The sequence below is a fragment of the Natronobacterium texcoconense genome, assembly GCF_900104065.1.
GTDB lineage: Archaea > Halobacteriota > Halobacteria > Halobacteriales > Natrialbaceae > Natronobacterium > Natronobacterium texcoconense.
Genome location: NZ_FNLC01000003.1, coordinates 153,874 through 179,642, shown reverse-complemented (window position 1 = coordinate 179,642; position 25,769 = coordinate 153,874). Strand labels below are relative to the sequence as shown.

The 25,769-nt window shown below is 63.1% G+C and carries 27 protein-coding genes and 1 tRNA gene; 14 read left to right on the top strand and 14 right to left on the bottom strand.

Annotated elements, in window-relative coordinates:
- Nucleotides 1–70: 70 nt before the first annotated feature.
- The 4 genes from BLR35_RS14440 to BLR35_RS14425 all read right to left on the bottom strand — a co-directional run bounded on the left by BLR35_RS14440 (nucleotide 71) and on the right by BLR35_RS14425 (nucleotide 4,673).
- Complete coding sequence (locus tag BLR35_RS14440; protein ID WP_090383385.1) at nucleotides 71–1,822, bottom strand: ammonium transporter; 1,752 nt, start codon at nucleotides 1,820–1,822, stop codon at nucleotides 71–73.
- A 411-nt stretch (nucleotides 1,823–2,233) separates the two neighbouring features.
- Entirely contained in the window at nucleotides 2,234–3,223 is a 990-nt protein-coding gene (gene hemB, locus BLR35_RS14435) for a porphobilinogen synthase (protein ID WP_090383383.1), read from the bottom strand.
- A gap of 89 nt (nucleotides 3,224–3,312) precedes the next feature.
- The gene (locus BLR35_RS14430; RefSeq protein ID WP_090383380.1) at nucleotides 3,313–3,594 is read right to left on the bottom strand and encodes a hypothetical protein; all 282 of its coding nucleotides are present in this window, start codon (nucleotides 3,592–3,594) and stop codon (nucleotides 3,313–3,315) included.
- A 53-nt stretch (nucleotides 3,595–3,647) separates the two neighbouring features.
- Nucleotides 3,648–4,673 (bottom strand): asparaginase, encoded by a 1,026-nt coding sequence (locus BLR35_RS14425; protein WP_090383378.1) that lies wholly within the window; start codon nucleotides 4,671–4,673, stop codon nucleotides 3,648–3,650.
- A 193-nt stretch (nucleotides 4,674–4,866) separates the two neighbouring features.
- Here BLR35_RS14425 and BLR35_RS14420 point away from each other — a divergent pair, with 193 nt between their 5' ends.
- From BLR35_RS14420 to BLR35_RS14410, 4 genes are all read left to right on the top strand, one after another.
- Nucleotides 4,867–6,039, top strand: coding sequence for an MFS transporter (locus tag BLR35_RS14420; RefSeq protein ID WP_090384128.1), 1,173 nt, complete (start codon nucleotides 4,867–4,869; stop codon nucleotides 6,037–6,039).
- 108 nt (nucleotides 6,040–6,147) lie between these two features.
- On the top strand, nucleotides 6,148–6,303 hold the full coding sequence (locus tag BLR35_RS20760) for a hypothetical protein (RefSeq protein ID WP_170831043.1): 156 nt from the start codon (nucleotides 6,148–6,150) through the stop codon (nucleotides 6,301–6,303).
- Nucleotides 6,304–6,364: 61 nt separating this feature from the next.
- Nucleotides 6,365–7,165 carry a TrmB family transcriptional regulator gene (locus tag BLR35_RS14415; protein ID WP_090383375.1) on the top strand — a complete coding sequence of 267 codons (801 nt, stop codon included), beginning with the start codon at nucleotides 6,365–6,367 and terminating at the stop codon, nucleotides 7,163–7,165.
- Nucleotides 7,166–7,298: 133 nt separating this feature from the next.
- Nucleotides 7,299–7,622 (top strand): 4Fe-4S dicluster domain-containing protein, encoded by a 324-nt coding sequence (locus BLR35_RS14410; RefSeq protein ID WP_090383372.1) that lies wholly within the window; start codon nucleotides 7,299–7,301, stop codon nucleotides 7,620–7,622.
- A gap of 23 nt (nucleotides 7,623–7,645) precedes the next feature.
- Here the strand turns inward: BLR35_RS14410 and BLR35_RS20755 are convergent, their stop codons facing one another.
- Together BLR35_RS20755 and BLR35_RS14405 are read right to left on the bottom strand one after the other, a co-directional pair.
- Entirely contained in the window at nucleotides 7,646–7,810 is a 165-nt protein-coding gene (locus tag BLR35_RS20755) for a DUF6757 family protein (protein ID WP_170831042.1), read from the bottom strand.
- A 40-nt stretch (nucleotides 7,811–7,850) separates the two neighbouring features.
- Entirely contained in the window at nucleotides 7,851–8,690 is an 840-nt protein-coding gene (locus tag BLR35_RS14405) for a PHP domain-containing protein (RefSeq protein ID WP_090383370.1), read from the bottom strand.
- 155 nt (nucleotides 8,691–8,845) lie between these two features.
- Here BLR35_RS14405 and BLR35_RS14400 point away from each other — a divergent pair, with 155 nt between their 5' ends.
- Together BLR35_RS14400 and BLR35_RS14395 are read left to right on the top strand one after the other, a co-directional pair.
- Nucleotides 8,846–9,133 (top strand): DUF5789 family protein, encoded by a 288-nt coding sequence (locus BLR35_RS14400; RefSeq protein ID WP_090383367.1) that lies wholly within the window; start codon nucleotides 8,846–8,848, stop codon nucleotides 9,131–9,133.
- A 312-nt stretch (nucleotides 9,134–9,445) separates the two neighbouring features.
- Nucleotides 9,446–9,937, top strand: coding sequence for a chemotaxis protein CheD (locus BLR35_RS14395; RefSeq protein ID WP_090383365.1), 492 nt, complete (start codon nucleotides 9,446–9,448; stop codon nucleotides 9,935–9,937).
- An 18-nt stretch (nucleotides 9,938–9,955) separates the two neighbouring features.
- Here the strand turns inward: BLR35_RS14395 and BLR35_RS14390 are convergent, their stop codons facing one another.
- Together BLR35_RS14390 and BLR35_RS14385 are read right to left on the bottom strand one after the other, a co-directional pair.
- Nucleotides 9,956–11,152 carry a chemotaxis protein CheC gene (locus BLR35_RS14390; RefSeq protein ID WP_090383362.1) on the bottom strand — a complete coding sequence of 399 codons (1,197 nt, stop codon included), beginning with the start codon at nucleotides 11,150–11,152 and terminating at the stop codon, nucleotides 9,956–9,958.
- A 266-nt stretch (nucleotides 11,153–11,418) separates the two neighbouring features.
- Nucleotides 11,419–12,426, bottom strand: coding sequence for a DUF5784 family protein (locus tag BLR35_RS14385; RefSeq protein WP_090383360.1), 1,008 nt, complete (start codon nucleotides 12,424–12,426; stop codon nucleotides 11,419–11,421).
- 100 nt (nucleotides 12,427–12,526) lie between these two features.
- Here BLR35_RS14385 and BLR35_RS20750 point away from each other — a divergent pair, with 100 nt between their 5' ends.
- The gene (locus BLR35_RS20750; protein WP_170831041.1) at nucleotides 12,527–12,700 is read left to right on the top strand and encodes a DUF5786 family protein; all 174 of its coding nucleotides are present in this window, start codon (nucleotides 12,527–12,529) and stop codon (nucleotides 12,698–12,700) included.
- A gap of 111 nt (nucleotides 12,701–12,811) precedes the next feature.
- On the opposite strand, the gene BLR35_RS14380 is transcribed toward BLR35_RS20750, so the two are convergent.
- Nucleotides 12,812–13,777, bottom strand: a complete 966-nt coding sequence (locus BLR35_RS14380; protein ID WP_090384125.1) for a YkgJ family cysteine cluster protein — start codon at nucleotides 13,775–13,777, stop codon at nucleotides 12,812–12,814.
- Nucleotides 13,778–13,860: 83 nt separating this feature from the next.
- On the opposite strand from BLR35_RS14380, the gene BLR35_RS14375 reads away from it, so the two are divergent.
- Nucleotides 13,861–14,106 carry a DUF7561 family protein gene (locus tag BLR35_RS14375; RefSeq protein ID WP_090383358.1) on the top strand — a complete coding sequence of 82 codons (246 nt, stop codon included), beginning with the start codon at nucleotides 13,861–13,863 and terminating at the stop codon, nucleotides 14,104–14,106.
- A gap of 129 nt (nucleotides 14,107–14,235) precedes the next feature.
- Here BLR35_RS14375 and BLR35_RS14370 read toward each other — a convergent pair.
- Nucleotides 14,236–14,322 (bottom strand) — tRNA-OTHER (locus BLR35_RS14370).
- A 121-nt stretch (nucleotides 14,323–14,443) separates the two neighbouring features.
- On the opposite strand from BLR35_RS14370, the gene BLR35_RS14365 reads away from it, so the two are divergent.
- Together BLR35_RS14365 and BLR35_RS14360 are read left to right on the top strand one after the other, a co-directional pair.
- A complete protein-coding gene (locus BLR35_RS14365; protein WP_090383355.1) occupies nucleotides 14,444–14,890 on the top strand; it encodes a GNAT family N-acetyltransferase in 447 nt (148 codons plus the stop codon).
- Nucleotides 14,891–14,960: 70 nt separating this feature from the next.
- Nucleotides 14,961–16,760 carry a helicase C-terminal domain-containing protein gene (locus BLR35_RS14360; RefSeq protein ID WP_090383353.1) on the top strand — a complete coding sequence of 600 codons (1,800 nt, stop codon included), beginning with the start codon at nucleotides 14,961–14,963 and terminating at the stop codon, nucleotides 16,758–16,760.
- 198 nt (nucleotides 16,761–16,958) lie between these two features.
- Here BLR35_RS14360 and BLR35_RS14355 read toward each other — a convergent pair whose 3' ends face one another.
- The 4 genes from BLR35_RS14355 to BLR35_RS14340 form a co-directional block, all read right to left on the bottom strand.
- Nucleotides 16,959–17,756, bottom strand: a complete 798-nt coding sequence (locus tag BLR35_RS14355; RefSeq protein ID WP_090383350.1) for a cohesin domain-containing protein — start codon at nucleotides 17,754–17,756, stop codon at nucleotides 16,959–16,961.
- Between the two features lie 89 nt (nucleotides 17,757–17,845).
- Entirely contained in the window at nucleotides 17,846–21,145 is a 3,300-nt protein-coding gene (locus BLR35_RS14350) for a S8 family serine peptidase (protein WP_090384123.1), read from the bottom strand.
- Between the two features lie 275 nt (nucleotides 21,146–21,420).
- Complete coding sequence (locus BLR35_RS14345) at nucleotides 21,421–22,539, bottom strand: class I SAM-dependent methyltransferase (protein ID WP_090383348.1); 1,119 nt, start codon at nucleotides 22,537–22,539, stop codon at nucleotides 21,421–21,423.
- Complete coding sequence (locus tag BLR35_RS14340; protein ID WP_090383346.1) at nucleotides 22,532–23,710, bottom strand: 60S ribosomal export protein NMD3; 1,179 nt, start codon at nucleotides 23,708–23,710, stop codon at nucleotides 22,532–22,534. Before BLR35_RS14340 ends, BLR35_RS14345 begins: the two co-directional genes overlap by 8 nt.
- A 361-nt stretch (nucleotides 23,711–24,071) precedes the next feature.
- Between BLR35_RS14340 and htpX the strand changes: the two genes are divergently transcribed.
- The 4 genes from htpX to BLR35_RS14325 all read left to right on the top strand — a co-directional run bounded on the left by htpX (nucleotide 24,072) and on the right by BLR35_RS14325 (nucleotide 25,769).
- Entirely contained in the window at nucleotides 24,072–24,965 is an 894-nt protein-coding gene (gene htpX / locus BLR35_RS14335; RefSeq protein ID WP_090383344.1) for a zinc metalloprotease HtpX, read from the top strand.
- 47 nt (nucleotides 24,966–25,012) lie between these two features.
- On the top strand, nucleotides 25,013–25,273 hold the full coding sequence (locus BLR35_RS14330) for a DUF7472 family protein (RefSeq protein WP_090383342.1): 261 nt from the start codon (nucleotides 25,013–25,015) through the stop codon (nucleotides 25,271–25,273).
- A 48-nt stretch (nucleotides 25,274–25,321) separates the two neighbouring features.
- Nucleotides 25,322–25,474 (top strand): hypothetical protein, encoded by a 153-nt coding sequence (locus BLR35_RS20745; RefSeq protein ID WP_170831040.1) that lies wholly within the window; start codon nucleotides 25,322–25,324, stop codon nucleotides 25,472–25,474.
- 67 nt (nucleotides 25,475–25,541) lie between these two features.
- On the top strand, nucleotides 25,542–25,769 hold the full coding sequence (locus BLR35_RS14325; protein WP_170831032.1) for a hypothetical protein: 228 nt from the start codon (nucleotides 25,542–25,544) through the stop codon (nucleotides 25,767–25,769).

Here is a 25,769-nt window from a genome sequence, read left to right as displayed (position 1 = left end):
ATCGAACGTGTTCGTCGCGAGACTCGGCGGTGGCGAAAACGAGAGTGAAGCGGTCGCCGATACCTGCGGCTTAGACGGCCTCCCGTCCGGAGTTTCCGGTCCGGATCTGGTGTGCGTCCTCGAGCGTCTGGACGAAGATCTTTCCGTCACCGGGTTCGCCCGTGTTCGCGGCCTCGCGGATTGCGTCGACGACCTCGCCTGCGGGAACGTCGGCGACGACGCACTCGATCTTGGCCTTCTGGTGGAGGTCGACGGTGTACTCTTCGCCGCGCCACTGGCCTTTCTTCGCGGGCTGGGAGCCGCGACCGGAGACGTTGGTGACGGTCAGCGACGGTGCGCCGGTTTCGGCGAGCGCCGTCTTGACTGCACCGAGGCGGTCGGGACGGACGATTGCGGTGACCATCTTGATCTCGCCATCGTTTGGTTCTCCTCCATCAGCACGGATGACCGTTGGTCCATCGTCGTCGACGGTGCCGCCGTCGGTCGCGACGTCCGGCTTGCCGAACTCGGGGTAGGTGTCGACGCCGTGTTCGGCGACGTCGAGGCCGTCACGTTCGTGGTCGGGCGTGACTCGAGCCTGCCCCATCGCTTTGAACGCGCCCCAGACGGCTGCGGTCGCGAGGACGGTCCAGACCGTGATGACGGCGACGCCGACGATCTGTGGGACGAACGCGCTCGCTTCGATCGAGAGGATGCCGCCGGCGACGAGGCCGCCGCCGATGGCGGTGCCCTCGATCGACCACAGTGGGTAGAGGATCAGACCGAGCATCCCTGCGCTGCCGTGGACGGGGAAGACTGCACAGACGTCGTCGATCTTGAGTCGCTGTTCGACGAACCGGAACACGAGCGGGAGCTGTGCGCCGGCGATGAAGCCGATGGCGATCGCACCCATCGGCGTGATGAGGTCGGTCGGACCGGTGACACCGACGAGACCGGCGAGCATGCCGTTGGCCACGAACAGCGTGTCGACTTTCTGGGTCGTGACGAGGGAGACGACCGACGCGCCGATTGCGCCCAGACCCATCCCGAGTGCGGTGACCATCGCGACGCTACCGACGTAGTCGAAGTCGGCGAGCTCGAGCGTCTCTGGGTTGATGACGGTCGCGGCGGTTCCGACGTTGAAGCCGAACCAGCCGAAACAGAGGATCAACGTTCCCAGCACGGCGAAGGTCAGCGAGTGGCCGGGGATGACGTTGACACTGCCGTCGTCGCCGTACTTGTCGATGCGAGCGCCGAGGATCCAGGCGGCCGTGAGGCCGGCGACGCCGCCGACGCCGTGGACGACCATGCCGCCGGCGAAGTCATCGAAGCCGAAGCCGGTGAGTATCGGGGCGACGCCTTCGGGCGCTCCCGGAGCGTACCAGACCATTGCGGCGACGACGGGGTAGATAACCGCTGCCAGCAGGAAGGTGTAGGCGACGTACGCACGGAGCTTCGCCCGGCCAGCAACTGCACCGGAGACGATCGTCGCGGCCGTCATCGCGAACACCGCGCTGAACAGCCACATCGCCCAGTCGTACGATCCTTCGCCGAACATCGTCAGCGGCGTCGTTTCGCCGCCGACGAGTAACGATCCGACGTTGTTCGAGATCCCCATCCCGATCACGAAGAAGACGCCGATGCCGACCGCCCAGGTCAGCATGTTCTTCGTCAACTGGTTCGCAACGTTCTTCGAGCGGACCTGGCCCGCCTCGAGCATCGCGAACCCAGCGTGCATGAAGAAGATCAGGAAGGTGACCACGAGTGCCCACAGCAGGTTCATCCCCGTCGCGAGCGACTCGAGTTCGCCGGAACTGGCCTGGAGAGCGGCGGGTTCGATCATTCACCCACCTCCGTGTCGTCGTTCGCCAAACGCCCCAATTCAGGTGGGCGTACGTCCATTATCTGTGCGTCATCAGTGGTGTTCGTGTTCCGAATCACGTTTGACTGCCATGGACTTACCCAATATAAGGATTAGCGTTGGTGTTCGTCCAAATTCCTTCTGTAATAGGTTACTTCGTCAAAGTCTAGAGGCGATTTAATTTGTATAAGGTGATTGGGTTCGATGATCTTTCCCGAAAACACGTCGCTATTGTTCGTTCGTCTACCGTCTTCCCCGGTTCTCGAGCGCGTTCTATTCCGATTTTCGTCGTTTCTCCCCCGGAAAATCGAGTGAATGCCTCGCGCGCGGCAGATATTGCCACACGCTCGTTGGCTATCGGCGTCGATGGACGTTCGTAAAAAAAGAGAGACGCTACAGCCGCGTCGCCACGTCCTCGGCGAAGTACGTGAGGATCAGGTCCGCGCCCGCACGTTTGATCGACAAAAGGGACTCGAGTGCGACTGCCTCGAGGTCGAGCCAGCCCTTCTCGGCGGCGGCGTGGAGCATGGCGTACTCGCCGGAGACGTTGTAGGCGGCGACGGGGTGGTCGAACTCTCGGCGGAGGTCGCGCACGATATCCAGATACGGCAGCGCGGGTTTGACCATCAGCACGTCCGCGCCCTGTTCGGCGTCGAGTCGGACCTCGCGCATCGCCTCGCGTGCGTTCGCGGGATCCATCTGGTAGTGACGCCGATTTCCGAAGGCGGGCGCGCCGTCGGCGGCGTCCCGGAACGGGCCGTAGAACGCGCTCTCGTACTTGGCGGCGTAGCTCATGATCGGGACGTGCTCGTACCCCTCGCGGTCGAGTGCCGATCGGATCGCTCCGACCATCCCGTCCATCATCCCGCTCGGCGCGACCATGTCCGCGCCCGCCTCGGCGTGAGAGATGGCGATCCGCTCGAGGCTCTCGAGGGTGGCGTCGTTGTCGACGGTCGTCGTTGGCTCTGCGTCGTGGGAGTCAAGTCCGTCCTCGAGCGTCCCACAGTGACCGTGTTCGGTGTACTCGCAGAGACAGACGTCGGTGACGACGTAGGCGTCGGTCTCGGCGGTGATACGACGGGTCGCCTCCTGGATCACGCCGTCCTCGGCCCAGGCACGGCTTCCGTCGGCGTCTTTCGATTCCGGAATCCCGAACAGCATCACGGCCTCGACTCCGGTCTCGAGGACTTCCTCGACGCGGGAAACAGCTTCCTCGAGTGGCACGCGCTCGTGGCCGGGCATCGACTCGATCGCGACTCGCTCGTCGGCCGTCGCGTCGACGAACACCGGGGCGATGAGATCCGTCGGCTCGAGGCTCGTCTCGCTGACGAGCCCGCGAACGCCGTCCTGTCGGAGCCGTCGCGGACGATGTGTGAGATCCATACTGGGCTCTACTGAGGACAGGGCCAAAAACGGTGCGTTCGCGGGAGCGGGGGCCGAGCGGCAGTCCTCCCACGGCATCTCGACGACCGTTACTGCGACTCGTCGCGAAGCGTCGCCTCGAGCGTCTCGAGTTCGGCTTTCCGAAACGGGCGGTCGGCGCTGTCCGGATCGTCGTCCAGATCGTCGACCTTCGAGCGGATGCCTGCGCGCATCTCTGCTTTCGGTGGGAAGGGATTCGTTTCGACGTCGTGGTCCAGGGCGTCACAGATCGCAGCGAGGGATTCTTTCGTGAAACCGGTCGATTCGATACGCTCGTATCGACCGACGGCGACGCGAATCTCGTTCCGGAGGTCGTCGACGGTTCGTGTCACACAATCGCGAACGGAGAGAGCCGCCCTGTAGCTTCCGGTCCTCCGAAGGCCCCCTACGACCGTCCGAAGGGGGCGACGTCTTCGAACGCGGCCTCGACTCGCTCGAGGGCCGTTCCCGACTCTCCCTCGTCTGTGAGGGAGAGTGCGAGCGCGGTTCGCAGCCGTGCTTTCCAGGGCGGGAGGTCGCCGCCGGAGACCGCACCAGCCTCGAGTAGCGTCGCTCCACCGCCGGGGCCGCCGTAGAGTCCAGCGGTCGCCCCGTCGTGACACCGCGAGGTCTGGACCACCGGAACCCCGTCCTCGACCGCTCGTTCGAGCGCTGCGCCGAGATCGGAAGTCGCGTTCCCCAGCCCGGTTCCAGCGAGAACGAAGCCGTCGACATCGTCCTCGAGTGCGCGGTCGACCTGCCGACCGTCGACGCCCAGGGCGTTCGTGACGATTTCGACGCGGACGTCGGGGTCGAGACGAGCGCCGGGGATCGGTTCCGTGTAGCTGCCCGGTTCTCGAAGGAATCGAAGGCCGTTCGGGGTCAGTTCGGCGATCGGGCCTGCGGTCGGGGACTCGAACGTCTCGAGTTTGCTCGTGTGACTCTTGACGACCCAGCGGGCGGCATGGACGTGATCGTTGAACGCGAGGTAGGTGCCGCCGGCATCACGGAACTGCTCGTGTGTAACGGCTCGGACTGCAGTGACGAGATTGGCTGGGCCATCGGTGCCGAGCTGGTCGAACGGTCGCTGCGCGCCGGTGTAGACGACCGGCAGGTCGCGTTCGCCGACGACGTCGCGGTAGTAGGCTGCCTCGGCCATCGTGTCGGTCCCGTGGGTGACGACGATTCCGTCGATGTCCTCGGCGTCCTCGATTGCATCGACGACCGCCGTCGCGTTCGGCTCGTCCATCTGGAACCCGGAGAGCTGACAGATCTCTTCGGCCTCGACGTCCGCGTAGTCGGCGAGTTCGGGAACGGCCTCGACGAGTTCGTCTCCCGCGACCGAGGGGGTTTTTCCCGATTCGCCGTCGCTCGAGTCGTCTCCCGTACTCGCGATCGTTCCACCGGTGCTCAGGATGCGGACGGTCGGCATACGATTCGACTCGTGTCGTGTCACCAAAGACCTCGTGACTCGCGGCCGCTGCTGCCGAGATCAATACCCTCATTGGCGGGGACTGTCGACGGCCAAGTGAACTGTCGTATTCGACGGAACGAGAGACCATGACTGTAGTACGACTTCAGGACGACGGCGTCGACGGTCGCGGACGTGGTGAGAAGCAGCGATGATGCGCTGGCGATACAGCGAGACCGTACTCGCGCTGTGTACGCTCGCGTTCTTCGCGACGATGGTCGGTCGACTGGCGATCAGTCCCGTCGTGCCGATGGTCACCGACGAGTTCGGCGTCTCGAACTCGGTGATCGGAATCGCGTTGACGGGAATGTGGATGGCCTACTTCCTCTCACAGTTCCCCAGTGGCCTGCTCGCGGATCGTCACGGGGAACGAATCGTGATTCTCGTGGCCGTTGGCGGAACCGCCGCGACGAGCGTCTTCCTGGCCGTTGCACCTCTCTTCACCGTCTTTCTGCTCGGGACCATCCTCCTGGGTGCCGTCGCCGGACTCCACTACAGCGTCGCGACCACACTGCTTGCGCGGACCTACGACGAAATCGGGACTGCGATCGGCGTCCACAACAGCGGCGGCCCGCTCGCGGGACTGATCGCGCCGCCAATCGTCGCCTGGATCGCCGTTCGATACGGCTGGCGACCGGCCATCGCTATCGGGGCCGCGATTGCGATTCCGGTCTTTTTCCTGTTCGCCTGGCGGGTTCGCCCCACGGAACCACAACGGCCCGACGAACCGGTCGCCGACCGACTCGAGCTGGCGCCGCTCGTCGAGTTGCTCTCGCGGCCGAAGATCGCGTTCCCGGTCGTCCTTGCGATTCTCGCGGCGTTCGTCTGGCAGGCGACGTCGTCGTTCCTGCCAACCTTTCTCATCGAACACCGTGAACAGTCGCCAGAACTCGCCGGCGTCGTCTTCGCCGGCTACTTCGTCGTCCAGGCGATCACGCAGGTCGGCGTCGGCGCGGTCTCGGATCGGTACGGTCGCGACCTGGCGACGGCGGGCTGTATGGTCCTCGCGTCGACCGGTTTCGCCCTGCTTGTCGGCGTCTCCGGCCCGCTCGCGCTCGCGGTTGCAGTGGTGCTTGTCGGCACCGGACTCGGCTGGGGAGCCGCACTGTTGCCCCGATTCATGGACGTGTTGAGCGACGAGGAACGCGGTGCCGGGTTCGGGCTCGTCCGGACCGCCTACGGCTTCGTCGGGGCCCTGGGATCGGTCTGTACCGGCATCCTTGCTGACCTCTTCGGCTGGGGCGTTTCCTTTGCGGTGCTGGGCGCGTTGCTCGTGGTCGTCTTCGGTGCCCTGGCCGTCAACTGGGCGCTTTCGCTTGGGTACTGACCGACTCGAGACCGATCGTACAGGGTGTTGTTACGATCGAAGCACACGGACTGCTGTCGCCACCGTACTCGCAATTGCGTTATAAGCTATCCCGTCATACGTCGGCCAATGACCGTGCAACAACGGACGCGAGGCGCAGCCCAGTGTGTCGACTGTGGGCGCGCTATGGCGGTCCGAATCACCAGTGAGGAGACGCTTCTGCCGATCGGAAGCACCGACGGCTGTCCCTGTGGCGGCACCGAGTTTCGGATGCTCGGCGAGTAATACAGCTACGAGATTCAGTAGAAAGCTCCGACTTTTAGGACCCAGGGATTCCACCTCTACTGTGTCCACGAGCGAGGAAGCGGTCCGATCGCTGACCGAACTCGGCCTCACCGAGTACGAGGCGCGGTGTTTCGTCGCCCTCGCCCGCATCCCGTCGGGAACGGCCAGACAGATCAGCGAGATCGCCGACGTTCCCCGCTCTCGCGTCTACGACACGATCGAACGCCTCGACCGGAAGGGGCTGGTCAATATCCAGCAGTCCGACCCACGAGAGTACCAGTCCGTCTCGACGGACCTGGCGATCGAACGCATCCAGGACGATTACAACTCGCGGATCAACGCGGTCGAAAACGCTCTCGAGGACCTCGAATCGCCCGAATCGGAGCAAAAGGAGGGGACGTGGGAGATCTCTCGTTCCGAGTTCGTCGACGATCGCGTCAGGACGTTCCTCGAGGCAGCCGACGAGTCGATCCACCTGGTCGTCGCCAGCGCCGAAGCGATCGACCGCGAAACCGAGATGTACGATCACCTGCGTTCCGCGGTCGAACGAGGCGTCGACGTGACCGTCGAGGTAGCGACGACAGACGAGGCGGAGGCGTTCCGGGACGGGGTATCGGACGCGACGGTCATCGTTACAGACGACCTCGAGACGAACGACGTCCTCTACGACGAGTACCCCGGCAAAGTGCTGCTGGTCGACGGCGAGGCCGTCGTCGCGACGGCCGTCAAGGAGAGCGACCTCCCCGACGTCGTCCACGAGACGGCAGTCTGGACGTACGGCCGCGACCACGGTTTTGCCGTCTGGATGCGAGAACTGCTCGACGACCGACTCGAGCACGCGTTGATCGACTCCAACGAGTAGGAACTGCCACCGACTATCGAATCCCTGTTCTGGTGAAACCCAGCCGCTCGAGTCGAAACACGGCCGTCACCGGCTCTCGAACTGGTTCGAGTCCGTGGCTTTAAGTATACGTCCGTCGTTCTACCTGCTAGCAATGGCCATAGATCCACAGTTTCACGAAAACCGTGAACAGGTCGACGAACACAAGGGCCACGCCGTCTGGGGACCGGTCGACGAACCCGACGAACTGGGCATCCACGGGACCCACGTCGCGGTAGACTTCGACCTCTGTATCGCTGACGGCGCCTGTCTCGAGGACTGTCCGGTAGACGTCTTCGAGTGGGTCGAGACGCCGGGCCATCCCGAAAGCGAGGAGAAGGCCGATCCAGCCAATGAAGCCCAGTGTATCGACTGTATGCTCTGTGTCGACGTCTGTCCGGTCGACGCGATCGACGTCGACGCGGGTCGGACGGCCTGAACTGGCCAGCGTAGAAACCGTTCTTACTCGGCTCGATCGACGTCGACTTCCTCTTTGAGTTTCTCGAGACCGTCTGCCTCTGCGAGTTCCTGCAACCGTTCCCTGAAGTGTTCTTCGCACAATCCGACTTTCAGACCGTCGGATTCCGCTGCGAAGGCGGCTTCACGGTCGCAGTAGTGGCAGTTCATAGACGCGGGTAGGACCTGGGGGGCATTGAACCCTCCGCTCTCAGTCGATCGTTCCGCTATCCCGTGGTGTCGACAACCCTAGCCGGCTGTATGCTTCCTCTGAGAGGCCCTCGACGCCGAGTTCCTCGCCGTGGGCGTCGGTACCACCGGTCGGGAGCAGGTCGTACCGCTCGATCGTTCGCTCGACTGGCTCCAGGTCGACGTCGCCGCCGTACGGGTACCACAGTTCGACGGCGTCCAGATCGCCGGCACGCTCGAGTGCGACCTCGGGATCGGGGTATCGCAGGGGGTGTGCGAGCGCGACCAGCCGCGACGCATCTGCGAGAACCTCCCGACCGCGGTCGAACGAGGGGACGTTTCGGGGGACGAAACAGGCCCCATCGCTCCCGATGAGTTCGTCGAACGCGCCTTCGTAGTCGTAGGCCGTTTCGGAGTGGTCGTCGATCGCTCGAGCGACGTGCGGGCGGCCGAAGCCGTCGTCGACGGTGACGCCGAGGTCGATTCCGAGTCGATCCTCGACGCGGTCGACGATGGCCTGCCCGCGCTCGATTCGGTCCTGCTGGATCCGCTCGACCAGGGCCTCGAGTTCGGGCGTGGGTTCGACGCCGTAGGCCAGCAGATCGACGCGCTCTCCCGGTTCCGGCCGCTCACCCGGTGGGAGGGGCTCGTCGTCGCCGTCGAGTTCGACGCGGAGTTCGATCCCGTTGACGATCGTCACCCCGTCGTCTTCGACGATCGGTTCCTCGATCGGTTGCAACCGGTCGTGGTCGGTGAGTGCGACGACGTCCACGCCGCAGCGACGCGCCGCGGCCGGCACTTCCGAACGCTGCAGGCTGCCGTCCGAGCGGGTCGTGTGGACGTGCAGATCGGCGTATGGCATGGTTTACTCGAGCCGTCCTGTACCTAAAGGCGTTTTCAGTAGTGGCCTTCGGATCGGAGTCTTGAAGGTCCCTCTAGTAGTATTAGGTGTGGGGTCAGCCTAGAGATCGTTTATGGACAATGTTTATAATCATTGTTCACGCAAGATCTGATGTAATGCTCCTCAACGGCACCGGCGAGGTCATCGACGACTACGAGTACCCCGCGACCACCGACGAACTGATCGAGACGCACGGCGACCGCGTTCTCGAACTCCCGAACGGCTCCGAACAGGTCGGTGACGTACTCGCTCGCCTCGAATCCGAGACGTTCGAAACCCCCGAAGACGCTCGGTTCGCAATCTACGCCGCAGTGAGCGACAAGGCAGTCGGCCGCGTCGGATACAGCGACCGCGACCCGACGCCGGTCGGCAGCCCGTACAAACCCGACGCAGTGTCGTTCTAGCGACGACCCGTGAGGCGCTTTTCGGCCACTTTCTTCACCGACGAGTCTGTTGAATCTCGAGTTCGTTACGGCTGCGTGTACTGATTCTATAATAACGGTATTCTGACACTCGGCCAACTCGGTCGGCGAACCACGAACGAACGCCGACCTGGGACGACAAGCCGCTCTTCGAGGCTGGTACGACCGCTCGTCCTGTCCCTGACATCGATAGTTCACTATAATTGACAATCGTTGCGGCCAGAAACACTACTATCGAGAAGCGACGACCTGCGGTTGCGCTGCCGGATTCAGCCGCGGACAAACAGGACACGAATGGCCGGAACTACGCCCATCCAGGTCGGTATCTCGGAGTACGACTTCTCGACGGACGACCGTCCGTTAGTGACGAATGGGGTAGGATCGTGTGTGGTCATCGTCCTCGTCGACGACGCGGGGTCGGTAAGCGGAATGTTGCACTTCATGCTACCCAAGGCGCGGGTAACGCCGAACGGCGACTCCGATACCGACGCGAAGTTCGCCGATACCGGACTCGACGCGATGCTCGCTGCCTTCGAAGCACACGGCGGTCGGCCGACGCGAGCGTGGGCCAAACTCGCCGGCGGTGCCAGCATGTTCGAGTTCGACGGCTTCGACGTCCCGATCGGCGAACAAAACATCGAGGCGGCACGCGACGGCCTCGAGTCGCGAAACATTCCCGTTCGCGGTTCCGACCTCGGCGGCAACGAGGGGCGACAGGTCACGTTCGAACCGGCGACGGGAGAGCTGGTAGTCAGGACCGCAGACGGGGGAACCCGTCGACTCTGACGTTTTCGACCCGACTTTCTAGAAAACGGCGTCCGGATCCGCGTCAGTCTCGCCGGCACGCTTGACGAGCAGTTCCTCGAGTGCCGTCTCGAGTTCACCGCTCTGGGGGAGCGCGAACAGTTGACACTGCAGCGTCTCGCTCTCGCCGGTTCGAATCGTCGAGTCGAGCATGAACGCGTACTCCTCGGTCCGTGCGATATCGGCGATGATCGGACTCATGATCGACGAGCCCATGTCCGCGATGAACTCCGGCGGCGAGTGTCTGATCGACGTCTCGAGGACGTTCGCCCAGCCGTCGATGAAGCCGCTGGCGATCACGTTACAGAGTTCCTCGAGTGCGCTTCGTTCCTTGTCGGTCCACTCGCCTTCGCTTTCGACCGACAGCAACGCGTCGACGGCGGTCCGGGCGGCCGCCGGATCGAACAGAATTCCGAGATAGCCGCTGGGCGTCCCGGTGTACTCGACGGCGGTACCGACCCGCCGGTCGTCGCTGACGTGGGCGGGAATATCCGCGATCGGGACGAAACTCAGCCGGTTTACCTCGACGCCCGTCGAGAGGTCCGTCATGGCCGTGACGTTGTTGGCGGCTTTCGTCGCACCTCGCTCGGTCATCTCGGTGAACACCTCGAGTTTCTCGCGTGGGATGCCGCCGTTCGTCCGGTTCTCGAGGATCCGCTCGAGCGAAGCGATTTCGGGAAACAGGAGCATGTAGAAGCCGACGCTGTCGTCGACGGCTTCGACGCGATTCCGGAAGACGAAGGCGTACTCGTTCGATTCGGGCCGAGTCTCGGGGAGGACGCCGATCCCCGTCCCCTCGACGTAGTCGGGCGGCGAGATGTCGACACTCGCGTCGAGGTGGTTGGCCCACCCGCTGACGAAGCCGTTGACCATGATGTTGCCGACCTCGAGGATCGCGCTTTCGGTCATCTCTCGGTCGGCGCTGGGGACGAGATTGTTCGTGATCGTCTCTCGACCTTCGCCATCGAAGACCAGTACGGTCTCCCCGGAGAGCGGCTCGCCCGAGCCGACTTTGACGCCAGCGAACTCCCGTCCGTCGAACTCGTACTGGAGGTCGGCCGCCGACAGCAACGACACGTCAGTCACTTCGACGCGGGTTTCGATGTCCGTCAGTTCCGAGAGTGCGCTCGCGGCTGATTCCGCGCCCTCTTTCGCGAGTTCGTTGTACGTCTTCAGGGAGTGGATGTCGATTTCCATTGTCCTATCCTCCGGACACGCCGGTTGCTCGAGACACGTTCCGTATCTAGAGTAATTGGCTCATCTATCTTTCGGGCGGATGCCACTCCCGCCAACGCGGCGATTCGTACTACCGGACAGAACTATAGTAGCCACTGAAAGTCAGTGCGCACCCGATCGCACGACAGCGGTGCGATCGGTGTGCAAACAGTTTCAGTTGTTACTATAGCGTGAGAACTCACCGCTCCCCTTCGGCGAATGCGCTTCATCGAGGGGTGGCGACGGTCTCAGTCGAAAAAGTCGATCGCGTCATCGAGTTCGATCGGCACCGATCCCTTCCGGTAGCCTTCGACGTGGCCGTTCGGTCGGGCACGGTAGACGACGGCCGGCCGGTGACGGACGTCGGGCTGTTCGCCCCTGACCGCCGCCCAGTTATCGTCACGGAAACTCGAGCAGTCGACGAACAGCGTCGCACCGCCGCCGTGTTTGGCGAGTTGTCCGTTCGTCTTCGTCTCGGCGGTGTCCCGGACAGCGGCGACGGGGCCTGCCGCGCTGCGGTTTTGCGGCGGCTGAGGTCGGGTCACCTCGACTAACCTGTTCGTCTCCCCGTCTTTGGCCCGGAAGTCCAGCGAGTGGCCGGTCGTCACCTCGATTTCGGGAACGATCTCGTAGTCGGCGTCGGTCAGGATCTTCGCCGCGATAAACTCGCCCATGGCGGCGCTCATCCGGACCCGATCGACGTGGTCGCTGGTCCCGAGTTTGCCGGACATGACGTGTCGGTACTCGTCTAAGACGCCGGTCTGGAGAAACTCCTCGAAGAAGCGGGTCGTCTCGCGTCGACCGGCGTCGGGGAAGCCGGCGGCGTGTTCCCGGAAGAACGCACGCGTCGACTCGCGGCCGTCCTTGGACATGAATACGGGGAGGAAGAACCACGAGATGTACGGGTAGTCGGCGAGCCACGGGTCGTTCTCGTAGAGGGTCGCGAGCAGTTCCCGCTGGGCCCACCGCGAGACGTGATAGGGGACTTCGTCCCAGCCGAACTTGTCGGTTCGCCACAGCGAGGAGGGTGTTTCGGTGTTCCCCATCCAGTAGGCGTCGTCGCCGCTGTGGGCGAACAGGGCGACGTCGCCGTTTTTCATCTCGAAACGATGGGTCGTCCAGTCGGCACCGATTTCGTACTCCGGCGAAACTGCACGGGCTCCGATGTTCGACCGGAGCGGCTGTAAAATCTCTCGTCTGACTCGCTGCTCGCTCCAACTCTCGGGCGAGTAGCGAAAGCGCAACGGCTGTGCCACACCGTGATTTCGGCTCGCGCGTGCATACCTTTTACGAGACGATCGACCTGAACGACCGTTACATTGATGTATGATTGCCACCTATGTGTGTATACCTACCATGTCAATGGGTGCCTATGACGAAGACGAGCACGAGCGACGTGAACATCAGTCTTCGCGCGTTGATGCGGACTTCGACGACGAGCGGACTATCTATCACGGCGAAGTAGAGTACGATTCCGGCGACTCTGCCGAGGAACTCCTCGACCAGTTCGAGAAGATCAAGTCCAACTGACGAGTGGCGGAATTCTCTTCCTCACTTCGTCCCCGATAACGGAGACCGAAAGCGTCGCGACTGTTTGGCGGTGACAACTGACTCCGATAGAATCCTCTCTCGAGCGCGTCACTACTGCTCGTCGCTGCCGGTCTCCTCGATTGTGTCACTACCGTACTCGTCACTGGTGAGTTCCCACCCTGGCGTCGTCGGTGCTCCACGCGCTTCCTCGACGGCGTCACCCAGTTCGGGCGTCGGCTCCACTCCGGCCTCCGCTCGCTCGTTCCACTCCCCGATTGCCGGTCCGACCCACGACTCGCTCTCGTCGTCGAGCGCCCGTTCTTTCCCCCACTCGTAGTGATACTCCGAAATCGCGAGCGTGCCGGGACTCGAGGCGGCGGCGACGGCCAGACACTCCGCGCGGTCGGCCGTCGCGAGTTCCCCCTGGGCGACCCGACCGATCGTCCCCTCGAGGCCCTCTGGCCGGGGATGACAGAACAGTTTCTCGCCGATCGCCTGCGAGCCAAGCAGGAGATCCTCCGGCGTCGTCTCGACGTCGTCCTCGAGCAACCGTTCCCCGCCGACGGCCGCTTCGACGCGTTCGCACTCGGTCTCGTGCTCGAGCGCGAGATTGTGAGCGGGATAGGCCCCACACTCCGCGGGAAACAGGTCGTCCTCGTGGATCCGACACTGCAAGGTTTCGGGGTCGAGGAAGACGCAGGCCGGCAGCCACGTCGGTTCCTCGCGACCGAACGGGGCGACCGGCTTCGGCGGCTTTCGCAGGCCGACGAAAAAGACCGGCCGGCCGGAAACGGCGGCGACCTCGTAACCGTCGATCGAGACACCTTCGGCATCGTCGCGGGCGTACCAGAACCGCGGCGTCAGCGCGGCCGCCATTCCTGCCTCGAGAAACCCCCTGACCTCGTCGCGAGTCAGCGCGACGAAGTTCGGATCGTCGTCCAGCGGCGGCCGCCCCTTCTCGCCGCTATGAAGGGGTCCACGGCTCGAGTCGCTTACGGTGCGTTCGTCGGTCAACTCCGCGAGCAGCGGCTGCCAGTCGAGACAACAGCCCGCGCAACCCTCGCAGTTCACCTCCATACCCGCGAATACGGACTCGACGTGAATAATCGTACCCACCATCGAGGGGAACGATTTTCACTGTTCGGCGACCACGCCTGCGTATGGCAAAGGACTCCTGTGACGGCTGTGGCCGAACCGTGACCGTCGCCGGCGGCATCGCCAACATCTGGACGTTCGGCCAGGACGACGGCAGCGAGGGGTCGGCGATAACCCTCGAGTTCGAGGACGGCACGGACCACCTGCTCTGTTATCCCTGTATGGAGGTCCTGCCGGACAACCCGACCGCCGAGGACGTCGAGCGACTCGAGGAAGTCGACGCGGAGACGTCGCGACTCGCCGAGCCCTGATACGGTCCGCTGGTACTCAGTTTTCGTCCGAAAAATGGCGGTATCGACGCGAGCGGAGACGACCGCTGGAGCCGGCCCTGACACCGGTGGGACGCGATCGACTGTACCGCAACCGCACCACACCGCAAGCGGAAGGGGTGGGATTTGAACGCCACGAGGCTAACGCCGCCGCGGGCCAGAAGGCACCGCGGTGCTCTACCGCTGAGCGACCCTTCCGCACGTCGATTCGAGGACGGATTTCGTATTTGTAATCGGGCAGTTACCCGCAGGTAGCTCCCACCTACGAACCGTTTTCGGATCGGTGGCGTTTTTGGCTCTCGGTGAGAGGATCCGCCGGATGACGACCGCTCGAGAGCTTTCGCCCGCAGACGCGCCGGAACTGACCGCCCTCTACGAGGACTACGAGTGGTGGGAAGACCGCGAGGTCGCCGACGTTCGCTCGGCGCTCGCAGAGACCGAGGTCGCGATCGGCGTCGAAGACGACGGCGACCTCGTCGCCGCCGCTCGAGTGGTGACTGACTACACCTACTATACGACCGTATACGATGTCATCGTCGCGGCCGACCGCCGAGGAGAGGGGCTCGGTGACGTTCTCATGAACGCGGTCGTGGATCACCCGGATCTCCAGTCCGTCCCCCGACTCACCCTGTTCGCCCGGAGCGGTCTGGTGCCGTTCTACGAGTCGGTCGGCTTCGAGGTCTTCGACCAGACAGTCGACGTTCCGGACGTGGAGGGTAGTACAGAGGAGTTGCAATGGATGGTGTATCCTCGAGACGATTCCTAAACTGAACGGAATTCACAGCACGAGCGACGGTCCGTAGCCTTTAGGATCGCCCCGGTCCGTGAGTCGAACGGTGAACCCCGACCGGATCTTCGAGGCGTTTCCCGCGCCCAGTTACCGCGGGAACCAGGAGTCGGCCCTCCAGGACATTCGGGACGCGTTCGCGGCCGGTAACGACGTCGTCCTCGTGCGTGCGCCGACCGGCAGCGGCAAGTCCCTGCTCGCGCGGGCCGTCGCCGGCTGTGCCCGCACCGTCGACGAGGCCGAACCCAGCGAGGGCTCGGGTGCCTACTACACGACCCCACAGGTCTCGCAACTCGACGACGTCGCGTCTGACGACCTGCTCGCCGACCTCAACGTGATCCGCGGGAAATCGAACTACACCTGCATCCTGCCGGACGAGCGGAACACGCCAGTGAACCAGGCCCCCTGCGTCCGCGAGCGCGGGTACGACTGCTCGGTGAAACACCGCTGTCCGTACTTTTCCGACCGGGCGATCGCATCGAATCGTGAAATCGCGGCGATGACGCTCGCCTACTTCATGCAGACTGCCGGCAGCGAGGTCTTCCGGACACGCGACGTCGTCGTCGTCGACGAAGCCCACGGCCTCGCTGAGTGGGCCGAAATGTACGCCACCATCCAGCTTGGCCCCCGGACGGTGCCGTTCTGGGACGACCTCCGAGTTCCCGAAATCGACGACCTCGAGCGAGCCGTCCGCTACGCCGAGAACCTCGAACAGACTTGCACCCGCCGGAAGGACGACCTGCTCTCCCAGGAGTCACTCTCGCCCGCGGAGGTCCGCGAACGGGATCGACTCCAGGAACTGATCGGTGAACTCGACTGGTTCGTCTCCGACTATCGCGACCCCCAGAGCCCGACGACGTGGCTGGTCGACCAGTCCGAGCCCTCGAGCGACGACGAGAAGAAGGAAGGTGGCTCGCTGACGATCAAGCCGATGAACCCCGAGAAGTACCTCCAGCACACCGTCTGGGATCGGGGCAACAAGTTCGCGCTGCTGTCGGCGACTATCCTCAACAAGGACGCCTTCTGTCGGCAGGTCGGCCTGAACCCCGACAACGTCGCGCTGGTCGACGTCGGCCACACTTTCCCCGTCGAGAACCGGCCGCTGTACGACGTCACCCAGGGGAAGATGACCTACGAGCACCGCGACGAAACGATCCCGAAAATCGCTCGCACCATCGTCCGAATCATGCAGAACCATCCCGACGAGAAGGGACTGGTCCACGCCCACTCTTATGCCATTCAGGAGCGACTCGCGGACCTCCTCCGTGACTTCGGCGTCGGCGACCGCATCCGAACCCACGACCGGGACAACCGCGACGCCGACCTCGAGGCGTGGAAGGCAAGCGACGGCTCTGACGTCTTCCTCTCGGTGAAGATGGAGGAAGCACTGGACCTGAAGGGTGACCTCTGTCGGTTCCAGGTCCTCTGCAAGGCCCCCTTCCTCAACACTGGCGACTCGAGGGTCGCCCACCGACTCGAAGAGGGACAGTGGGCCTGGTACTACCGAACCGCGCTTCGGACGGTCATCCAGGCCTGTGGGCGCGTGATTCGGGCACCCGACGACCACGGCGCGACGTATCTGGCGGACTCGAGTCTGCTCGATCTGTTCGACCGCGCCCGGACCGATATGCCGGACTGGTTCGAGCAGCAGGTCGACCGGATGTCCAGGCCGGAGCTACCGGCCTTCGAGCCCCAGACAGCGATGAGTAACACGGACCCGGGTACGAACGACCGCTCGACTACTTCGGACGCGAATACGTCCCAGTCCGGTCGGTCGCGTCGCTCGTCGTCTCGATCTTCGGGCTCGAAGTCGAGCCCGCTCGCGGACGTCTGGGATACAGACGGCTAGAACGCAGCGAGCCCTCCCCAGGCGATCATCGACGTCGCCATGAGGGTCGCGAACAGTACTGCGATGATCTGATTTCTGTCCATACGAGCCAGTACTCGCGCCGCTGCCATGAATGTCACGACCGTCAGTGCCCTCGAGCCAACTGTCGGGATCGGAACTCGAGGTTCCGACTGGCCGATCACGTCGACCGAGCCATCGTCAGCGATGGCGGCGCACTGTGACGAGACAGAGGAGCCCGATCACCCCTGCTACGACCGCTCCGACGACGGTGAAGCCTGGAATGCCGTCGTCGTCGGAGTCCGATTCCTCACTCGTGGTCGTTTCTTCTGTCTGGGTCTCAGTTTCATCGTCGCTGTCGGTGTCACTCGAGTCGTCGTCGCTCTCGTCTTCGTCGTCACTGGCTTCCGAGTCGTCGTTCTCGTCGCTGTCGTCGGTTCCGTCTTCGCCGTCGTCACTACTCGAGTCGTCACCGCTGGCACCGCCGACACCGCCACCGCCCGGCGCTGCTCCGCCGCCACCGTCGTCGCCATCGTCACTCCCCGTGATCGGTTGTCCGTCACCGTCGGAGACCGACGTGTCGTCCTCGACCAGATCGAAGTCGGCGTCGCCGTCGACGGCGAACGTGATCGTCGCGAGCGTCGGTTCGTCGACGCTGTTGTCGCCGGTCGTCGATTCGGTGAGGTACACGTATCCATCCTGATTAGTGTTGTTGTTGCTCCACCCACCTATATCGCCGAATTCGAAGTGCTTTACTGTAGTGTCGTCTGAGGCGTAGCTCACGTTCGCCTGGAAGCCGGCGACGTCCGCTTTATTCGAAGTCACCGCGAGCGTGACGGTCTCGTCGTCTTCGTCTAGCAACTCGAGTGTGACCGTCTCGTCGTCCGTGGTAGTCGGTAACTCCCCGGCCGCCTGTACACCTACTGCCATCGTCGCCACTGCGAGACCGATGATCGCAGCGATGACGAGCAATCTGGTTCGATTCGATTTCGTTGTCATGATGTTCGAATGTTATAAGTTCGGAAATAGTCAGTTCGCAGTCGTCGAAAAATCGCTGTATGGCGATTTTGAGCGGCTGTACAGCTCGGTTAGGCCTCGACGATCTGCTCGAGCATCATCGTGACGTCGCCGGGGCCGATTTCGCCGTTGCCGTTCATGTCGGCGAGGTCCTCGTGGAACGTGTCGGTCGGTTCTTCGCCGGCGAGGTACTGCTGGGTCAGCGTGACGTCGTAGGTGTTGACGTCGCCGTCTGCGTTGACGTCACCCAGCCAGGCCGACTCGACTGTCCCGTTGACCAGTTCGATCTCGAGGTCGCCGTGAGCGTCGTTGAGGTAGGTTTCCTCCTCGTCGAAGACCAAATCGGTTCCGTTGGTCTCGGCAGTGATAGCGAACTCGATTTCGGCGAACGTTGGCTCGGACACGTCGTTGGCCTGTGCCTGCGCGAGCGAAACCGTCCCCTCATCGTTGTCGATGGAAGTTATTGGATCATCCATGTCGACGCCTTCGACGTCTTCGACCTGAAGCACGTCTGCGTCGAAGTGGACCTGCGTCTCGTAGCCAGCGACGCCGTCGGCAGTCGTGTTGAGTTCGACGTCGACCGTGCCGTTCGTTGGACCGACGTGTTCGCCGTCGCCGAACGTGAGCACTTCTTCGGACTCCGTTTCCTCAGTCGAAGCGACGTACTCGACCGAGTTTCCGAGGATCGCGTCGGCGTTTTCCGTGTAGTCAGCACTTCCGACGAACGTCGTGTAGCCCAGACTCGAGGCGTACACCGTCGCGCTCTCGTCGTCGACGGCGAAGCCGTCTCCGACGGGAGCTCCCTGAACGCCGGTTTCAGCGAGCACGTCGGCGTCGGTTCCCTCGAACCAGGTGTGGTCGCCGAAAGCCGCGTTGTGGATATCGACCGAGTCACCGGCCTCACCGACGCCCTCGAAGATTTCGTGATCCGCGTTCAGTTCGTAGGTGATCGGCGGTACGACGAAATCGTCCTGGAACGTTGCTTCCGGATCGTCCATCACGTCGGAGTGAACGGGAATCCCGTTGCTATCGGCACCCCACTGGTCGAGGTAGACGACGCCGGTGTCGCTTCCGTCAGTTTCTTCGATGAAATCACCGGCAGCGGTGTCATCTATGCTCTGTACGACGATTACCTCGTAGTCCTCCATCGCTTCTCCGGAGGTGGTCACACCGGGATCGTACATCGCTGGGAGTTCCTCGTCCAGAGCGCTCACGACGTCGTCTCCGTGGAAGCCGTCGTCGTCGACGACGGCGACCGGGACGAACTCCTCGAAGACCGTCGTCGAGCCGGTCCGAACCGTAATCTCGTCGCCCATGCCGGCGAACGTGTTCTCGAGTTCGAGTTCGCCCTCGGTGTCTTCGGTCGTCTCGACGCTGATCGTGACGTCGTCGGAGACGGGACCGTCGAGATCGACCGCTTCGCCGAACTCGGCTTGCTCGCCGTCGACGTAGAGGGTTGCGTCCGATTCGTCGTAGTCACCCTCGAAGTCGACGGTCACCGTTTCGGCGTTCGCGACGGTGACGGTCGTCTCGAGTTCGTCACCGGCTTCGATACCGTCAGGTTGGTACTCGGCGACCTCTCCGTCAAGTGCGTCACTCAGTTCGAAGTCCTGAGTCGTCGTCTCGTTTTCTTCGACCGTCACGCCTTCGCTCGCACTCTCGTAGCCGAACGCATCGGCGGTGACGGTGTACTCGCCTGGTGCGGCGATGTGACTGTACTGGCCGGTGTCGTCGGTGTTCGTCGTTCTGTCTTCGAGTTCGACGGTCGCACCTTCGATTGCCGTTCCGTCGGTGTCGGTAACGGTGCCATCGATGCCGCTGTCGAGGACAACCAACTCGGTTGCGGCAGCGGCGTCGACGATTCCGTGGCCGTACTCGGTGTTCACGTCCTCGTCGGCGTGCTCTGGCTGCCAGGCGGTGTCTTCCACGATTTCGTACAGCTGTTCTCGGTCGGCCTCACCGTCGGACGCCGAGACCATCAGTGCGAACATCCCGGCCTTGTGTGGGGCGGACATCGACGTTCCCGAGTAGGTGTCGTCGTAGCCACCGTCAGGCACTGCACTCAGTACGTTGACGCCGGGCGCACCTGCGTTCGGCACGACGTACTCGTCGGGCCAGTAGTCGGGTGCGTCGGGATAGGCGTGCTCGGTCTCGACGACTTCGCCGCTCGAGAACGACGCGACCTCCGCGTTTTCGTCGACGGCACCGCTCGCGAAGTTCGGGTACACGTTACCGGGCGAGCCGCTGACGCCCTGGCCGTCGTTGCCGATCGAAGCCACGAGGACGACGCCCGCCTCGCGTGCGTTCTCGGATGGTTCGAGCATCTCGCTTTCGTAGTTGTCGAACCCGAGGCTCATCGTCACGACGTCGGCGTCGGTGTCGTCGACGGCCCACTCCATCCCTGCGACGATCTGAGCGAACGAACCGCCGCCGGCGTCGTCCAGTACTTTGCCGTGATAGAGTTCGGCTTCGGGGGCGACACCGTAGGCAGGAACGTCGCCATCAGGGTCGTCCGGTCCGACGACAGTACCGCTCACGTGGGTTCCGTGGCCGTTCCCGTCGTTCGGTTCGGTTTCGACCGGATCACCCGACGCGTCGAACTCCTGCCAGTTGTCCGGAGCAATCTCGAGGTCCGGATGAGCGTCTTCGATTCCTGTGTCGAGGACTGCAACGCCGGCTCCGGTCCCCTGGGTACCGTGTTCGTCCCAGACGTCGGTGGCGTTTATCATCTCGAGTCCGTAGGTCACGTTCTCGGCGGTGACAGTCGCCGCTTCGTCCGCGTCAGCGGGTTCGTCACCGACGTCAGCGGTTTCGTTCGCCGTTTCGCTGGTTGACTCGTTCGATACGGACTCGTCGTCCGAGGAGTCGACTGTTTCGTTCGTGGTTTCGTCGGCTGATTCGTTCGATACGGGTTCGTCGGCCGATTCGTTCGCCGTTTCGTCGGTCGACTCGTTCGTTACGGACTCATCGTCCGACGAGTTGGTCGTCTCGGTACCGTTCGTGTCGTCGACTAGTTCGACCTCGAAGTTCTCGTGGACGTCTACGGCACCTGTTCCCTCGACGAACGCCTTCAGATCGACTTCGCCGGGGTCGACCTCGAGAAGAACTGCGTTCGCGATCCAGAAGTCGTTCTTGACTTCGATTCCGTCCGTTTGCTCGGCTCGCTGGATCGCCTCTGCTTGCGTCACCTCGGCGTGTCGTTGCATCTCCGCGATGGCTTCATCTTCGCTCATCGAGGAGAGGCCGTCAGCGCTTCCGAAGCGAAGGACTATCTCTTTCGTTTCTCCGTCGACGTCGGCCAACGACGCGTCGACTTGCTCGTCGCTCGTCGTCGCTTCCGCCTGACCCCCGCTTGCTCCCACGGCTGCCATCGCGGGGAGCGACGTGATCATAAGAAGCGTGAATACGATAGCTATACTCCGAACGAATACTGCTCTCGATTTCGATTGTGTCCTCGTTGTCTGTCTGCTCATGTCTCAACTCAGGTGCAACGGATTCGTCTATTGCACCCGGAGCTTGATCCAATGCTTATATTGATTAGTTACTACGAGCGTTATTCACGGAAGAAATTGGCCACAACGTTTAACAATCATGGATATTGAAAGGGCGATTTCAGTATCGAACTCTTCCAGAATACCGCCCGCGATCAGTCGACTCGAACGTCTACGACGATGTGTTCGACGCCCGCACTGTGACTTTTCACTCGACGACGGTCGAGATACTCGAGCGAGCGACCGGCCTCGTCGACTGCGTCCTCGAGTCGGCGTTCCGGTCGCTCCCAGAGCCGCGACTCCGGCGTCGCCTCGTGGTAGTGGACGACGCCGCCGGGGACGAGCGCCTCGAGTGCGTCGGGGAGAAACTCGTGGGCTTCGTCGCTGCGCTGGCTCGAGTCGTCCTCGCTGGTACCGTAGTAGCCCATCACTACGCGATCGGCCTCGAGGCCGTCTGCGAGGTCCCGACAGTCGGTCATGTAGGCGTCGACGCGGTCCGAGACGTCGTTGAGAACGGCGTTCTCGAGCAGATAGCGAAACGCGGTCGGGTTGATCTCGGTCGCGGTCACCTGCGCGCCGCTTCTGGCCATTGGGAGCGTGAAGTAGCCGATTCCGGCGAACATGTCGAAGACGCGCTCGCCCTCAGAACAGACATCGCCCATGCGTGCGCGTTCGGCCTGATTGCCGGGCGAGAACATCACGCTCGCAGGGTCGAGTCCGTACCGGGTGCCGTGCTCGGTGTGGATCGTCTCCGTGTCCGACTCGCCCGCGAGCAGTCGCGTCTTCGGCTCCCTGTAGGTGCCCGCCTCGCCGTCGTTTTCGATCCCTTCGTCCGCCAGCACGCTGTCGGCTTCGCCGTGTAACTCGAGCAGGGCGTCGGCAACCGCTTTCTCGTCGGGACAGTCGTCGGGGATGGAGACGAGGACGATCGAGCCGATCACGGCCCACGACCCCGGTGCCGACTCGAGGTCCGCGTCGCTCCAGCCGCGTTCGGCGAGCAAGCCGGCGAGATCCGTCGTCCGGAACTCGGGCTCGAGCTGGCGGACGACCTCGAGGACGCGCGTTTCGGTCGGCGCTTCGGTGACGGGAAGTGCGACTCTGTCGGGGCCGTCCTCGAGTACCTGTCGGGAGTCGTCGTAGACGCCTTCCGCTCGCAGGGATTCGATCGCGGTTTCGGTTCGCGGTTTCTCGACGATTGCGGCCAGCGGCGCGTCCGCGCGGGCGATGGCGTCGGCGGCGCTCCGTTCTCCCTCGGCGTCGGGCTCCTCAGCCATCGTCCTCGTAGGGATCGTAGTACCCCTCGTCGTCCTCGTCGGCGTCCGGATCCGGATCGGGGAGGACGTGCAGTCCGGCACGGCTCTTCAGCACCGGCACCGTCTCGGCGTCGGGATCGAAGTAGTCCGGCCGCGCGACGGTCTTGGCCTGGTAGGTCTCGGGATCGAGAACCTGGACGGCGTTCTCGTCCTCGACGGCGACAACCGTCGTCCGTTCGGCGTCCTCCGCTTCGCCGAGTTTGCGCGCCTCGGGGGAGGCACCTTCTTCGTGGCTGGCTTCGTACCGTTCGCCGGTCGTCAGGCGCGTGCCCTTGAGATTGCCGTGGGCGCTGCGGACCAGCACCGGTCCCTCGTCGTCGTCTTTCAGGTCGATAACGTCGCCGGGGGTGTAGGGTGGCAGGCGGACTGCGAAGGTGACCCGGTAGACCTCGTTACCATCTTCGTCCTCCGTGACGAGCGTCTCGGCATCGTTGACCGTGCCGCCGAACTCCTCGACCATCTTGTTCGCGATCTTCTTGCCGATCTTGTTGGTCGAGACTTTCATGTTCAGTCCGTCGTCGACCTCGCCGATCTCGGTGACGAAGGCGTTGCGGTCGCCAGTCGCCTCCATGTCGGCGACGACCTGATGGGCGATCTCCTCTGCGCGGTCGGTCTCCTCGCTCGTCGGAGTTCGTCGCTCGGCACGGATTTGGACGATGCTAGCGTAGTAGTCGCCGGCGATCCGTCCGCACCGTTCACAGGTCTGTCGGGAGATCTTGACCGGCACCATCACCTCTTCGTCGACCGGCGTTCCCCGGACCACGCCCGTGAAGTAGGCGTGCATCCGGATCGTGTTCTGGTCGACCTGTTCGGGTTCGACCTGCCAGGCGACGTCTTCGACGTCGACGTGGACGGCCAGCGCCTCGCTTACCTCCTCGATCGCGATGTCGGTGTAGTCCCTCGCGCCGACGTCGACCCACCGGTTGCCACGATGGACCGCCCCACACTGCGAACAGACCATGACGTCGATCCGGTCGGGGGCGTCGACGAAGTCGAAGTCGTCGAAGTAACACGAATCGCAGAGGTCGACCTCTGTGCCCGGTCGAAGGGGATCGGCCGCCTCCCCCTCACGATCGGATCGATCGGGTACCGGATCCCCACAGCGAGGACAGAACGCACGTGACTTACTCATTACTCGTACTTGCGTACTGACGATGTTAAGGAACGCGCTCCGGATGTGGTCTCGAGTCCAACCCTCGAGTCGTGCGGTTCCAATTTCAGAAGTTGACAATTCCACCCGAAACGAGGGGGTTCGGGATCGTCGGGTATCGATACAGCCGTTCTATCGTTACTATGGGTCGAGTTAAATTCCCAACAAACAATGTCGGCCGCACGTCAGACACTGCTGGCAACTGACACGTCAGACGTCGTCATGGTGTGCTATCTCCATGCGAAACGAAGGGGTTGCTACCTGTCTGATGTGTGTAAAATTACTGGACTTGGCGGCACGTCCGGGCGGTGACACTTATTCGTCCTGAGCCCTACATACGAGTATGAACTGGCAGGCGGACTGGGGTCTTCGATTCCGAATGTTCCTGACGATGTTCCTGCTGTTTGCGCTGTACATCGTCTTCGCGGGCGTGCTCACATTGTATCTTACAGACGGGGCGGGGAGCCTCTTCATCTTCGGGATGCTGTTCGGCGGGATGTCCCTCGTCCAATACTACTACAGCGATACGCTCACGCTCAAGAGCATGGGTGCGAAGACGGTCTCGGCCGACGAGTACCCACAGCTCCACAGCTCTATCGAACGGCTCTCCCAGCAGGCCGACCTCCCCAAACCGAAAGTCGCAGTGATCGACTCGCAGGTACCCAATGCTTTCGCGACCGGCCGCAACCAGAAGAACGCGGCCGTCGCGGTGACGACGGGCCTCATGAGCACGCTCGACCGCGAGGAACTCGACGGCGTTCTCGCTCACGAACTCGCCCACGTCAAGAACCGGGACATGATGGTGATGACGATCGCCTCGTTCCTCTCGACGATCGCGTTCATGATCGTCCGCTGGGGCGCGTTCTTCGGGGGCGGTCGCGGTCGTGGTGGCGGTCGCGGCGGCGGTGGGGTCATGGTCGCCATCCTCGTCTCGCTGCTCGTCTGGATCATTAGCTACCTGCTGATCCGGGCGCTCTCGCGATACCGCGAGTACGCCGCCGACCGCGGTGCGGCGGCCATCACCGGAAACCCCTCGGCGCTCGCCTCCGCGCTGATGAAGATCTCGGGACGGATGGACAAGGTGCCCAAAGACGACATGCGCGAGGAGGCCGAGATGAACGCCTTCTTCATTATCCCGATCAAGTCCGGCGTCGTCGGCCGTCTGTTCAGCACCCACCCACCGACCGACGACCGGATCGAACAGCTCCGGGAACTCGAGCGCGAGATGACCGTCTAAGAGGGCTTCGAAGCGCTTTTCATCCGTCCGACGAAACCCGTCGTATAATGCTCGAGCGCAAGCAAATAATCGAAATCGCCGTCGCCGTCTCCTCGGTCCTGCTGATGATCGGCGCCATGATCGGCATCGGGATGATGCACGGCGGAGACGACAGCATCCTCACCCCAGAGGGTGCGGAACTGCTCGTCTGGGCCATCGTCGGCTTCGTCCTCCTGCTTACCATCGTCGGCATCGGACTGGCATTCCTCCTGAACGAGCCGGGCGAGGGACTCGAGGACGAGAACACGGACGCACAGAGTGCGGTCTGACGTCCGTTTCGTCATCAGTTCTTTGTAGTTGGCCGACTTACACGACGCATGGTCGGTTCCCGCTCCCCTTCCGACGAGGATTCCTCTCGATCGTCCTCCCTGTGGCTCGTCGCCGTGGCTATCGGGCTCGTACTGCTCGGTTCGTCGCTGTTCGTCCGGTCGTCGATCCTCGAGTCGACCAGCGCCGTCGCCGTACTATAGTAACAACTGCAACTATTTACACACTGATCGCACAGCTGTCGTGCGATCAGGTGTGCACTGACTTGCAGTGGCTACTATAGCCGTTCTCGCTGTGCTCGCGATCGCCCTCCTGTGGCGACGATCCGACAGCGGTGACGACGACTCGGACTCGAGCGTCTGGAACGCCATTCCATCCCGCCAGTACGACGGTCGTCACGTCGAGTCCGGCGGGCTCGCACGCGGCGAACAGGAACGAGCGCTCGCGGACATCCAGGAACAGGCAGACGAGCTATCGAAGCAATCCGAAAACGAGTGA